Origin of the sequence: Mitsuokella sp. AF33-22, assembly GCF_003475755.1 — a bacterium.
Taxonomy (GTDB): Bacteria; Bacillota; Negativicutes; order Selenomonadales; family Selenomonadaceae; genus Mitsuokella.
In genome coordinates this window covers 1-12,953 of sequence record NZ_QRQA01000003.1, presented here as the reverse complement: position 1 = coordinate 12,953, position 12,953 = coordinate 1, and the positions used below count along the sequence as shown (strand labels likewise).

The 12,953-nt window shown below is 57.7% G+C and carries 13 protein-coding genes; 9 read left to right on the top strand and 4 right to left on the bottom strand.

The genetic code is table 11. The annotated features are described in order from the left end of the window. The gene (pyrE, locus tag DWZ54_RS02365; protein ID WP_118474473.1) at positions 1–579 is read left to right on the top strand and encodes an orotate phosphoribosyltransferase; all 579 of its coding nucleotides are present in this window, start codon (positions 1–3) and stop codon (positions 577–579) included. 83 nt (positions 580–662) lie between these two features. On the opposite strand, the gene DWZ54_RS12120 is transcribed toward pyrE, so the two are convergent. The 4 genes from DWZ54_RS12120 to uraA all read right to left on the bottom strand — a co-directional run bounded on the left by DWZ54_RS12120 (position 663) and on the right by uraA (position 4,046). Beyond that, positions 663–746: a KxYKxGKxW signal peptide domain-containing protein gene (locus DWZ54_RS12120; protein ID WP_118474472.1), complete on the bottom strand. Its 84-nt coding sequence runs from the start codon at positions 744–746 to the stop codon at positions 663–665. Beyond that, complete coding sequence (fba, locus tag DWZ54_RS02355) at positions 746–1,744, bottom strand: class II fructose-1,6-bisphosphate aldolase (protein ID WP_118474340.1); 999 nt, start codon at positions 1,742–1,744, stop codon at positions 746–748. Before fba ends, DWZ54_RS12120 begins: the two co-directional genes overlap by 1 nt. A 155-nt stretch (positions 1,745–1,899) precedes the next feature. Next, on the bottom strand, positions 1,900–2,787 hold the full coding sequence (locus DWZ54_RS02350; RefSeq protein ID WP_118474339.1) for an RluA family pseudouridine synthase: 888 nt from the start codon (positions 2,785–2,787) through the stop codon (positions 1,900–1,902). Further along, complete coding sequence (gene uraA, locus DWZ54_RS02345) at positions 2,784–4,046, bottom strand: uracil permease (RefSeq protein WP_370245729.1); 1,263 nt, start codon at positions 4,044–4,046, stop codon at positions 2,784–2,786. The genes DWZ54_RS02350 and uraA overlap by 4 nt, the downstream gene beginning before the upstream one ends. A 389-nt stretch (positions 4,047–4,435) precedes the next feature. On the opposite strand from uraA, the gene DWZ54_RS02340 reads away from it, so the two are divergent. The 8 genes from DWZ54_RS02340 to DWZ54_RS02310 all read left to right on the top strand — a co-directional run bounded on the left by DWZ54_RS02340 (position 4,436) and on the right by DWZ54_RS02310 (position 12,922). Then, positions 4,436–5,665 (top strand): aspartate kinase, encoded by a 1,230-nt coding sequence (locus tag DWZ54_RS02340; RefSeq protein ID WP_118015433.1) that lies wholly within the window; start codon positions 4,436–4,438, stop codon positions 5,663–5,665. A gap of 261 nt (positions 5,666–5,926) precedes the next feature. Continuing rightward, complete coding sequence (locus DWZ54_RS02335) at positions 5,927–7,171, top strand: pyridoxal phosphate-dependent aminotransferase (protein ID WP_118474337.1); 1,245 nt, start codon at positions 5,927–5,929, stop codon at positions 7,169–7,171. A 183-nt stretch (positions 7,172–7,354) separates the two neighbouring features. Next, the gene (locus DWZ54_RS02330) at positions 7,355–7,981 is read left to right on the top strand and encodes a DUF47 domain-containing protein (protein WP_118015431.1); all 627 of its coding nucleotides are present in this window, start codon (positions 7,355–7,357) and stop codon (positions 7,979–7,981) included. Then, positions 7,974–8,972 carry an inorganic phosphate transporter gene (locus DWZ54_RS02325; protein ID WP_118015430.1) on the top strand — a complete coding sequence of 333 codons (999 nt, stop codon included), beginning with the start codon at positions 7,974–7,976 and terminating at the stop codon, positions 8,970–8,972. Before DWZ54_RS02330 ends, DWZ54_RS02325 begins: the two co-directional genes overlap by 8 nt. 239 nt (positions 8,973–9,211) lie before the next feature. Further along, positions 9,212–10,849, top strand: coding sequence for a nucleoside kinase (locus tag DWZ54_RS02320; RefSeq protein ID WP_118474471.1), 1,638 nt, complete (start codon positions 9,212–9,214; stop codon positions 10,847–10,849). A gap of 260 nt (positions 10,850–11,109) precedes the next feature. Then, a complete protein-coding gene (locus DWZ54_RS02315; RefSeq protein ID WP_233541594.1) occupies positions 11,110–11,907 on the top strand; it encodes an MFS transporter in 798 nt (265 codons plus the stop codon). A gap of 39 nt (positions 11,908–11,946) precedes the next feature. After that, positions 11,947–12,315: a hypothetical protein gene (locus DWZ54_RS11970; protein WP_233541593.1), complete on the top strand. Its 369-nt coding sequence runs from the start codon at positions 11,947–11,949 to the stop codon at positions 12,313–12,315. A 205-nt stretch (positions 12,316–12,520) separates the two neighbouring features. Beyond that, positions 12,521–12,922 (top strand): methylglyoxal synthase, encoded by a 402-nt coding sequence (locus DWZ54_RS02310; protein ID WP_118474336.1) that lies wholly within the window; start codon positions 12,521–12,523, stop codon positions 12,920–12,922. Positions 12,923–12,953: the final 31 nt, after the last annotated feature.

Below are 12,953 nucleotides of genomic sequence, written 5' to 3'. Positions count from 1 at the left end.
ATGACGGAACAAGAAGTAAAGGATCTCCTGGTCAAGACGAATGCCATCATGGATGGCCATTTCCTGCTGACCTCGGGACTCCACAGCCCGCATTACGTTGAGAAATTCAACGTGCTGCAGCATCCAAAATACACGCAGCAGCTCTGCGAGGCCATGGCCGAGAAATTCAAGGACGCCAATATCGAGACGGTCGTCGGCCCGATGACCGGCGGCATCCTGCTCGCCCATGAGACGGGCAAGGCCCTTGGCACGCGCGCCATCTTCACGGAACGCGTCAACGGCAAGATGACGTTCCGCCGCGGCTTCCACCTGCATCCGGGTGAGCGCTGCCTGATTGTCGAGGACATCGTTACAACGGGCGGTTCCATCAAGGAAGTCATCGACGTCGTCAAGGAGAACGGCGGCATCCCCGTAGCCGTCAGCATGCTTGTCGACCGCAGCGGCGGCAAGGTCAGTTTCGGTGAGGTACCGTGCACGGCTCTGCTGCATCTTGAGGTCGAGACGTACAAGCCCGAGGAATGCCCGCTCTGCAAGCAGGGCATCCCGATGACCAAGAGAGGCAGCACCGGCAAGAAGTAATTCCAGGCGAAAGCGAATTATATCGAATTATATATTGAAACGTCCCGCAGATTGGAGATGCAATCCAATTTGCGGGACGCTTTTTATGACGAAAGGATAACGCAAAAAAAGACTGTGCCGAAACACAGTCTCTTTTTGCTCTTATGCAGCTTTGGTAATCCGAAGATTACTTGTTGGCGTTGATGAGCTCCATGATGCCAGCGGCGCTGTTGTCGGAACCGAGAACGTCCTTGATCTTGTGCTCAACGAGCTCTTTGATGTAGTTGCGGCCATCAGCGCAATACTGACGCGGATCAAAGTGCTCCGGATGAGCGAAGAAGTGCTGGCGGATACCAGCCGTCATAGCGAGGCGCAGATCGGAGTCGATGTTGATCTTGCAGACAGCGGATTTAGCAGCCTTGCGGAGCTGATCCTCCGGGATGCCGACAGCATCGTCGAGCTTGCCGCCGTTCTCGTTGATGATCTTGACGTACTTCGGAATAACGGAGGAAGCGCCATGGAGAACGATCGGGAACTCAGGGATCTTCTTCTCGATCTCAGCGAGGATATCGAAACGCAGCTCAGGCGGTACGAGAACGCCGTCAGCGTTGCGCGTGCACTGTTCCGGTTTGAACTTGAATGCGCCATGGCTCGTGCCGATAGCGATGGCGAGGGAGTCAACGCCCGTCTCACGAACGAATTCCTCAACCTCTTCCGGCTGCGTGTAAGCTGCCTCGTGAGCAGCAACATTTACATCATCCTCGATGCCGGCGAGCTTACCGAGCTCAGCCTCAACGACGACGTTGTGCTCATGAGCATAAGCGACAACTTCCTGCGTGCGCTTGATGTTCTCTTTGAATTCATACTTCGAACCATCGAACATGACGGACGTGAAGCCATCATCGATGCAGGCTTTGCAAGTCTCGAAATCCGGACCATGATCGAGGTGCAGAGCGATAGGAATATCGTTGACCTCAAGGGCAGCCTGTACGAGGTGACGGAGATACGGGCCCTTGGCATACTTGCGAGCGCCGGCGGAAGCCTGGAGGATAACCGGGGAGTTCAGCTCTGCAGCTGCTTCCGTGATACCCTGTACAATCTCCATGTTGTTGATGTTGAAAGCGCCGATGGCGAAACCGCCCTCATAAGCCTTCTTGAACATTTCTTTCGTTCCAACTAATGGCATTTTTCATTACCCCCTAAAAGTTGTGTATGTTCACAAACACACTATGAACTGACTTCATTATAGCATAGAAAAGACGGCCGGTGTATAGCGAAACGCCATTTTTTCGGAAAATCTTCTCATTCGCGCGCAAATAATAGAAACTATCGCGTGCTTGGTCAAAAATCCGCGGCAATCCGCTGCATATCGGATGGCAGCGGTGCGGTGACAACGACAAATTCGTGTGTCATGGGGTGCCGGAAGGACAATCGCCAGGCATGAAGGGCCTGCCGGGAAAGCAGCGTGCATGCGCCTCCGTAGAGGTCGTCGCCGAGGAGCGGATGCCCGAGATGCGCGAGGTGCACGCGGATCTGATGCGTGCGGCCCGTATCGAGTACGAGGTGCAGGAGCGAGAGTTTCCCGTTTGTCCTGACCGTCTCGTAATGCGTGCGCGCTTCCTTGCCGGCTGGCGGTGGTGCGACTTTGCGCAGGATGATGCTCGGCAGCGCGCGTGCGATCGGCGCGTCGATGAGGCCGGAGGCAGGCGTCAGCGTGCCTTCAATCAGGGCGAGGTATTCGCGTGTGAAGGCTTTTTTGCCATCGCGGCCCGTCGTGAGCTGATACTGCACCTGCGGTTCTTTCGCGATGAGCACGAGGCCTGAAGTATCGCGGTCGAGGCGGTGCACGGGGTGGAAGGCATGATGCTCGCCGTGGCGCGCATACCAGGCGAGCAGGGCGTTGCCAAGCGTGCCGTGCGCTTCCTTCGTCGTCGGATGCACGAGCTGTCCTGCGGGCTTGTTGACGATGACGAGGAAATCATCCTCGTAGCGGATATCAAGCGGCAGCTCCTCGGGCTCGATGTCACTCGGCCGCAGGATGTCGTAGGCGACCGTATCGCCATTCCTGACCTGCGTGCGCGTGGCGTTGGCGGGCACGCCGTTGTGCATGAACGTGCCCGAATGCTTGATGCGCTTCCAGATTGTACCCGAGATGCCGAGCACCTGGCGGAGGTACTGTCTGGCCGGCCAGATCTCGCCCTCGGGAAGCTTCACCTGCCAGCTGGTCATGCCTTCGGCTCCTGCGAGCTGTCCGCCGTCTCGTCTTCCGTGCCCGGCAGTACGCGCTTCTCGTCGCCGCGCAGGAACGAGATGAGGCGGAAGGCGAGCGACAGCACGATGGCGACGATCGTCGCGAGCGACATGCCCTTGAGGCTGACCGTGCCGATCGTCAGGCTGGCTGTCGAGACGCCGATGCCCATGACGATGGAAGTCAGCAAGAGGTTCATCGGATCGTTGTAGTCAACCTTGGCCTCGACGAGGATGCGGATGCCCGAGGCCGCGATGACGCCGAAGAGCAGCATCGACACGCCGCCCATGACGGGCGTCGGGATGCTCTGGATGAGAGCCGCGAGCTTGCCGAAGCAGGAGAGGATGATGGCAAAGACAGCCGCGCCGCCGATGACCCAGGTCGAGAAGACCTTCGTGATGGCGAGCACGCCGATGTTCTCGCCGTACGTCGTGTTCGGCGTCGAGCCGAAGAAGCCCGAGATGATCGTCGAGAGGCCGTTGCCGAAAATGGAGCGGTCGAGGCCCGGGTCCTTCGTGAGGTCGCTGCCGACGATGTTGCCCGTGACGATGAGATGGCCGATGTGCTCGACGATGACGACGAGCGAGGCCGGCAGGATGATGAGGATGGCGCCCATATCAAAGGTCGGCGTGTAGAACGTCGGCAGCGCAAACCACGGGGCGCTCTCGACCATTTCCCAGTTGACGAGGCCGCAGACGGCCGCGATGATGTAGCCGCTGACGACGCCGATGAGGATCGGGATAATGGAGAGGAAGCCCTTGAAGGCCACCGACGCGAAGATCGTGATGGCCAGCGTCATGAGGGAGACGAAAATCGTCGTCGTGTCGGCCTTGTCGCCCGTGAGGCCCGCCATGCCGGCGGCCGTCGGCATGAGCTCGAGGCCGATGACCGCGACGATCGCGCCCATCGAGGCCGGCGGGAAGATCACATCGATCCAGCCCGTGCCGACCGCACGAATGAGCAGGCCTACGAGACAGAAGACGACGCCGACGCAGATGAAGCCGCCGAGCGCCGCTTCGTAGCTGTACTGCGCGAGCACGAGGAAGACCGGCGAGAGGAACGCGAAGCTCGAGCCGAGGTAGGCCGGGATCTTGCCTTTACAGAGCACGAGGTAGAGGATTGTGCCGATGCCGTTGAACAAGAGCACCGTGGCCGGATTGACCTTGAAGAGGATCGGCACGAGTACGGTCGAGCCGAACATGGCGAAGAGATGCTGCAGCGAAAGCGGGACGGTTTCCATGAGCGGAAGCTTCTCCGTGACACCGATGGGACGTTTCTGCAAGATGAGACACTCCTTTCAAATAAAAAACAAACGAAATGAGATACGATGATCACATCCCTCAATTTACCATAGGATGGGACGGATGTCCACTTTTGTCCGATAGCGGCGCAAATTGTGGAAAATGTTATCATTTTAACTTGTATTCCTGTATAGAATTCTTGAAAATGTAATGCTGGCATTTCGGCTTGTTTTTCTGCGGAAAACATTTTTACATAAATTTGCCGATTTCGGTAGACAGGCCGCGGAAATTCTTGTATAATATGTTTCGATTAAACACTTTAACAGACAAAACACCGTCGTTGTCCGTTTGTGGCGGATGTGCCGGTATGATGTTTAGGGGGAGAATCATGGCGCTTATTGTTAAGAAATTCGGTGGCAGTTCTGTGGCTACCACAGAGAAAATCATGAATGTGGCAAAGAGGGTGCTGAGCGAGAAACAGCCCGGCGACCAGATTGTCATGGTCGTATCCGCGATGGGCGATACGACGGATGAGCTCATAACGCTCGCGGAGGGCATCACGAAAGATCCGTACCAGTACACGCGTGAGATGGATATGCTGCTCACGACGGGCGAGCAGGTTTCGATTGCCCTTCTCGCAATGGCCTTCAAGACGCTCGGTCAGCCGGCAATTTCGCTGACGGGCCCGATGGCAGGCATGAAGACGAATTCCGTGCACACGAAGGGCCGCATCGTCGACATCACGCCGAAGCGCGTACACGAGGAACTCGACAAGGGCAACATCGTCGTCGTCGCGGGCTTCCAGGGCTCCGATGAATTCGGTGACCCCGTGACGCTCGGCCGCGGCGGTTCCGATACGTCGGCCGTCGCACTCGCCGGTGCGCTCAAGGCCGATTCCTGCGAGATCTACACCGATGTCGACGGCGTCTACTCCGCTGATCCGCGCATCGTCAAGGATGCCCGCAAGATGAAGGAGATCACCTACTACGAGATGCTCGAGATGGCTCGCCTCGGCGCCGGCGTCATGCAGCCGCGTTCCGTGGAGATGGGCAAGTTCTTCAACATCCCGATCCATGTACGCTCGACGTTCACGAACAAACCAGGCACAATCATTAGGGAGGACTATACGATGGAAGATAAGGATTTTGTCATTCGCGGTGTCGCACACGATGAGAAGGTAGCAAAGATTGCCGTACTCGGCATCCCGAACACGCCGGGCATTGCCCATGAGATCTTCTCGGCGCTCGCGGAAGCCAACATCGACGTCGACATGATCGTGCAGAGCATCCGCAACATCGAGAAGAATGTGACGGATATGGTCTTCACAGTCGCCAGCGATGACCTCGGCCAGGCCAAGAAAGTCGTCGACAAGGTTGCCGACAAGCTCAATGCCATCGCCGTGCTCATCGAGGAGGACGTCGCGAAAGTCTCCATCGTCGGCGCCGGCATGCTCGGCAACCCGGGCATCGCTGCCCGCATGTTCGGTGCACTCTCGAAGGCCGAGATCAACATCGACATCATCAGCACGTCCGAGATCAGCATTTCGTGCCTCGTCAAGGGCTCCCAGCTCAAAGAGGCCGTCAATGCCATCCACGAGGAATTCTTCCCGGCAAAATAAGGCACAGCTGCCCTGAGGGCAATCTGTGAGGAATTGGCCGCTCCCTCAGCGGGGGCGGTCTTTCTTTACCGGTTACCAGAAGTTTCATCAATTCTTCCATAAAAATATTGTATACTTATACCAAAAGCCTGTTATAATAGTAGACAACGGGCGAGAAACCGTATATCATAGGATTCGTCCAATGGATAGATGGACGTCTGGTGCACCGTGTGCGGGTACAAGCCGTCACGGGCATCAGCGCAATGAAGGAGGTCATTCGTTATGACGACGAGTATGGCAGCAACGCATGCTGCAAGCAAGAGACTGAAGGACGCGATTTTTGGTGCGAGCGCGGCTTGCCGTGAGGCTGCCGCCAAATACGGCGCCGATAAAGTGACGAACGCCACGATGGGCGTCATGATGGACGATGAGGGCAAACTGGCCAGCATCCCGACGATGGAGCGCGTCTTCCGTTCTCTTACGATTGAGGACTACATGCGCTATGCGCCAATCCCGGGTCTGCCCGAGTACCTCGACGCCGTCATCGACCTGACCTTCGCCGACCAGAAGCCGGAGGGCTACTTCGGTGCCATCGCCACTTCGGGCGGCACGGGCGCCATCCATCACGCCGTCGCCAACTACGCGGAGCGCGGCGATGAGGTGCTGACGGCTGACTGGTTCTGGGGCACGTACAACGTCATCTGCAACGAATGCGGCTCGCACCTGACGAACTACAAGCTCTTCGATGAACAGCAGAATTTCAACCGCAAGGACTTCGCCGACAAATTCGAGGGCATCCTCAAGAAGCAGGAGAGCCTGCTGACGATCATCAACACGCCGGCACACAACCCGACGGGCTTCAGCCTCACGGAGGAGGACTGGGACTGCGTGCTGGACCTCGCGAAGAAGTATGCGGCCAAGGGCAAGAAGATCAGCATCCTCGTCGACATCGCCTACATCGATTACGCGGGCGAGAAGAACGAGACGCGCCGTTTCATGAAGAAGTTCGGCAGCCTGCCCGATAACATCCTCGTGATGTTCGCCTTCTCGATGTCGAAGGGCTACACGGCTTACGGCCAGCGCACGGGCGCACTCGTTGCCGTTTCCTCGAGCCAGGAGGTCATCACGGAATTCAAGGAAATCAACAAGTACACGAGCCGTGCGACCTGGTCGAACATCAACCGCGGCGCGATGACGCTGCTCGCACGCATCCAGCAGGACAAGAGCACGCTCGCGCAGTTTGAGAAGGAACGCGATGCCTTCTACCAGATGATCCAGAGCCGCGGCAACCTCTTCATGGAGGAGGCCAGGGCCTGCGGGCTTAACGCGCTGCCGTACAAGGGTGGTTTCTTCCTCTCCGTGCCGGCCAAGGATCCGCAGGCCGTCTGCGACAAGCTGCATGACGATCTCATCTTCGCCGTGCCGCTGAAGCTCGGCATCCGCATCGCCGCCTGCTCGGTATCGGCCGAGAAGATGAAGGGCGTCGCCGCAAAAGTCCTCAAGGCTCAGCAGGCCGTAGAAGGCTGATTCTTCGCGGTCTTAATTACGTAAAACCGTCATATTTGACCAGATTTGTCCGTTTTTATGCGTACGAATCTGGTCATTTTTTATGGTTTTGGCAAAAATTAGCAGTTGATGTGCATGAAAAATGATGATATAGTAAAACTGTGATAATGTGTAAGTTTCGTTCGAGGGAGGACACAAAAGAAGATGTTTAAGTTCAAGCAGAAGGACAGCGAGTTCTTTGACTTGTTCGTTGACAGCGCCCGCTATTTCTATAAGGGTGCGCTCATGATGGACGAAGTTATGCTGGATTACAGCAAAGCCGCTGACAAAGTAAAAGAAATCATTGACCTCGAGCATGAAGCAGATGCAGTGAATGACAAGATCATCGACAAGCTGAATCTGACCTTCATCACTCCGATCGACCGGGAGGACATCTATGCCCTCGCCAACGGTCTCGATGATGGCGTCGACTACCTGCAGGGCACGCTGCAGCGCATCGTCATGTATCGTACGGGCAAGGCCATGAGCGGCGCCGTGACGCTCACGAAGCTCCTGATCGAGAGCACCGAGGAAATCATCCGTGCCTTCTCCCTCTTGAAGAACATCCGCAAGAATCAGGCCCAGATCCTGGAGGCAACGCACAAGATTGCCCGCCTTGAGAGCGAGGGCGACCGCGTGTACCGTCACGAGGTTGCGTACCTCTTCGACAAGGAAAAGGATCCGATTGAGCTCATCAAGTGGAAGGACATTCTCGAGAACCTCGAGAATACGCTCGACCACTGCGAGAAGCTTTCTGACATGATTCGAGGAGTGGTAATGAAGTATGCCTGAGTTACAGTATTTGATTTTTACCGTTATTGCTCTGGCGCTGATCTTCGACTTCATCAATGGCTTCCACGATACGGCCAACGCCATCGCGACATCCGTCTCGACGCGCGCGCTGCATCCGAGTCATGCCATCCTCATGGCCGCGTGCCTGAATTTCCTCGGCGCCATGTACAGCACAGGCGTCGCGAAGACAATCGGCGCCGATATCGTCAAATCGGCCCAGCATGTCGATGAACGTATCATCATCGCTGCACTCGTCGGCGCTGTGGTCTGGAACCTCATCACCTGGTGGTTTGCCATCCCGTCGAGTTCGTCGCATGCCCTCGTCGGCGGCGTCATCGGCGCCGTGCTCGTCTCGGTCGGCAGCGACGGCCTCAATTTCTACGGCATCGGCAAGATCGTCGCATCGCTCATCGCGTCGCCGCTCATTGCCATCGTCACGGGCTGTATCGTCATGACCATCCTGTTCCGGCTGTTCGGACGGTTCAGTCCGTCCTCGGTCAACGGCAAGTTCAAGAAGATGCAGATCCTCTCGGCTGCCATGATGGCTTTCTCTCACGGCTCGAACGATGCCCAGAAATCCATGGGTATCATTACGCTCGCGCTGCTCTCGGGCGGCTACATTGACGTCTTCGAAGTGCCGACGTACGTCAAGGTACTCGCGGCGACGGCGATGGCCTGCGGCACGGCCGTTGGCGGCTGGCGCATCATCAAGACCATCGGCGGCAAGATCTTCAAGCTCGAGCCGATTTCGGGCTTCGCGGCCGACCTCAACTCGTCGCTCGTCATCTTCTCGGCCACGCTGCTGCACTTGCCCGTCTCGACGACGCATGTCGTTTCGGGTTCCATCATGGGTGTCGGCACGGCCAAGCGCGTCAATGCCGTGCGCTGGGGCGTTGCGCAGCAGATGGTGCTGGCCTGGGTTCTCACGATTCCGTGCACGGCCGTCATGGGCGCTGTCGCCTACAGCCTCGTGCTCAAGATCTTCCAGTAAACCGCTGTATATCTTGAACACGCACGGCCCGTATTGTAGGGCTGTACATATTGATTTTTCTGACATTTTGGCAGGAACGTGTTACAATAGAAATGTGATGCGTTCCTGTTTTTTTGCTGGACAGAAATGCACGAAAGAGAGAAACGAGAGGGAAAGACGGCAACGCAGCAAGTTTCAGCAAGGAGGAGATTCTCTTGTTCATCACCATTCGCAAAAACAGAACCGTCCTGCCGGATGTCATGCCCCGCGACCTCGTGGCGGATTATCAGCAGGAATATGCCTCGAAGATTGTCGCCGTCAAGCTCGACAATACGATACACGATCTCCAGACGCCCGTCGGCAAGACGCGCAGCCTTGAATTCGTCGAGCTCGACAGCGAGGCCGGCTGGATCGTCTACCGGCGCTCCGTCGAGTTCCTGCTGATCATGGCTGTCCACGAACTCTTCCCGGGGGCCGAGGTCATCGCGAAGTTCCGCGCGAACAACGGGCTTTACTGCGAGGTGCAGATCGCAGGCAGCGAAGAGGAGGAGGCGCGCACACTGCCGGCGGAGCTCGTGCCGAAGGTCGAGGAGGAGATGCGCCGCATCGTCGCCGAGGACCGGCCGATTGTCAAGGAGGTCATGAAGCGCGAGGATGCCGTGCGCCTCTTCAAGGAAGCCAAGCAGATCGAGAAGGCCAATCTCATCGCCTCGCTCGAGCTCGAATTCGTCAGCATCTACCGCTGCGGCGGCTACTACGACTACCTCTACGGTGCCATGATGGGCTCGACGGGCCGTCTCGGCCGCTTTGCGCTCGAAGCCTTTGAAGCGGGCGTGCTGCTGCGCACGCCGGACCTCAGGAGCCGCGGCGAGGTGCCGCCCTCCATGCGCCAGCCGAAGCTCTCGAGCGTGCTCGCCGAGTCGAAGGACTGGGCCAACATCCTGCACTGCCGCTACGTCACGGATCTCAACCGCGCAATCCAGTCAGGCCGTATCGGCGAGGTCATTCGCGTCTCGGAGGCCCTGCAGGAAAAACGCATCGCGGGCATTGCCGACCACATCGCGGCGCGCAGGAAAGACCTGCGCCTGATCCTTATCGCGGGGCCGTCGTCTTCGGGCAAGACCTCGTTCGCGCAGCGACTCAAGGTCCAGCTGCAGGTCATGGGGCTTCGGCCGGTCTCCATCTCGCTTGACAATTACTTCGTCAACCGTGAGGACACGCCGAAGACGCCGGCCGGCGAGTACGATTACGAATGCCTCGAAGCCCTCGACGTGCCTGAGTTCAACAAGGACATGCTCGCGCTGCTGAAAGGCGAGACGATTACGCTGCCGCGCTACAATTTCATCTCGGGCGAGCGCGAGGACTCGGGCATCACGATGTCGCTGCAGGCCGACCAGCCCATCATCGTCGAGGGCATCCACGGCCTCAACGAGAAGCTCACAGCGAAGATTCCGCGCAAGAACAAATTCAAGATCTACGTCAGCGCGCTCACGCAGCTCAACATCGACGCGCACAACCGCATCCCGACGACGGCCGCGCGGCTCATCCGCCGGCTCGTGCGCGACTACCAGTTCCGCGGTTCAAGCGCCCTCAAGACGCTCAAGCAGTGGCCTGATGTGCGCCAGGGCGAGGAGAAGTACATCTTCCCGTTCCAGGAAGAAGCCGATGTCATGTTCAACTCGGCGCTCATCTACGAGCTCGCCGCACTGCGCCGCTATGCCGTGCCCGTGCTCGAGGCCGTCACGCCCGACGTTCCCGAATACACGAAGGCGCGCCGCCTGCTCGATTTCTGCCAGTACTTCCAGGATCTGCCGGATGAAGACGACATCCCGAACAACTCCCTCCTGCGCGAGTTCATCGGCAAATCCGTCTTCTTCAAGGGAGAAGACCAGGTGTAAGCTTCCTTATTATAGAGACTGTATGGAAGATTGCGAGGCCCCAAAATTTAATTTTTCTGGGGCTTGACGGATGGAAGCCGGGCACATATAATGAAAGCAGAAAAAGTAAAGAGCAGTGCAAGGCTGACGGGTGAGTGGAATTGACCACATGTCTTGTGTTGTGAGAAATAGCCGACCGTCTGGGCAGGGTATTCTGTTCGGGCGGTCTTTTTTCATAAGCCTGGAAGGATGCCCCGGTATCGTTCTGGGAGGTAGATTTCATGAGAAATCGCTGGCTTATCGCGCTGAGTGCCGTCGGCATTCACATTTCCATCGGCAGTGTTTACGCCTGGAGTGTTTTGACCCGGCCTATCATGAATGAGATGGGATTTTCACTGGGGCAGACGACTTGGACGTTCTCGCTGGCCATCCTGTTCCTTGGTTTTTCGGCAGGGCTCCTCGGCAGCTTCGTCGAGAAGATCGGGCCGAAGAAGAGCGGGCTCATCGCGATGACCTTCTTCGGCACGGGCATGCTCGGCACGGCCTACGCGCTGTCGGTCCAGAGCCTCGCGCTGCTGTATCTCTTTTACGGCGTCATCGGCGGCATTGGCCTCGGTGTCGGCTACATCACGCCGGTCTCGACGCTCGTCAAGTATTTCCCGGATCATCGCGGCTTTGCGACAGGGCTCGCCATCATGGGCTTCGGCTTCGCGGCGCTGATTGCAGGACCCGTCATGCAGTACCTGACGGCGACGGTCGGGCTCGTCAACAACTTCCTGATCCTCGGCTGCGTCTACATGGTCGTCATAGGGGCTTCGGCACTCTACCTGAAGCCGCCGGTCCTGAAGGACAGCCATGGCCGTGTCACGCATGTGCAGCGCGGCGTGACGGCGAACGAGGCGCTCAAGACGTGGCAGTTCGCCTCGCTCTGGTGGGTTTTCTTCGTCAACATCACGTGCGGCATCGGCCTTCTGGCCGTGGCCTCGCCGATGGCGCAGGAGGTCATCGGCATGGATGCGGCGGCTGCCTCGATGGTCGGCATCATCGGCGTCTTCAACGGCGGCGGCCGCATCGTCTAGTCGACAATCTCGGATTACCTCGGCCGCGGGCGCGTTTACATGCTGTTCTTCCTGCTTGAGGTCGTCGCGTTCTGGCAGCTCGCCGGGACGCGCGAGGCCTTCGTCTTCGAGATGCTCGTGCTGCTCATCATCAGCTGCTACGGCGGCGGTTTCTCGTGCATGCCGGCCTATCTTTCCGATATCTTCGGCACGCGCCAATTAAGCGCCATCCACGGCCGCATCCTGACGGCCTGGGGCCTCGCGGGTGTTGCCGGCCCCTCGATTGTCTCCTGCTTCCACGCGCAGACGGGCGGCTACACGGCTTCGCTCTATTTCTTCGCCTGCTGCTTCGTGCTGAACTTCATCATTGCGGCCGTGCTCAAGCAGTACGGCCTGCGCAAGGACATGGCGTCCCATTCCGCGCTGTAATTTCTTTCGACAGTTGCCACTTTTAAACCTTTTTAACCTTTGGGCTCTGACTTAAAAGTGGTTGGCGTTCATCAGAGTCCGAAAAAACCTGCCGGTATCTTTGGAGCTGGCAGGATTTTTTTGTTTTCCCGCGAAATGGACAAGTAGAGCCTTTTTAGGCGGATGAAATTGTTGCCTGAGACGTGAGAAAGGAAGGATTCCCCCGATGAAAACCATTGCGCTGATTGCCCATGATAAGAAGAAGAGCGAGATGCTCGAGTTTGTCGGCCACCACAAGGAACTTTTGGCAAAGTTCCATCTGATCGCGACGCGGACGACGGGTACGCTCATCAACGATACGTTTGATCTCCATGTCGAGACGATGCTGTCGGGCCCGATGGGCGGTGACCAGCAGATCGGCGCACGCGTGGCTGTCGGCGATGTCGCTTACGTCGTGTTCCTGCGCGACCCGCTGACCTCGCAGCCGCATGAGCCGGACATCAACGCACTGTTGCGCCTCTGTGACGTGCACGATGTGCCGCTCGCGACGAACCGCAAGAGCGCGCACATCCTCCTGAGCTATGCAGCTGACAAGCTTTCGGCGGAGGAGGCTGCGGACGCGCAGTAACGCATGGAAATCACAGATAAAATCGTCAACT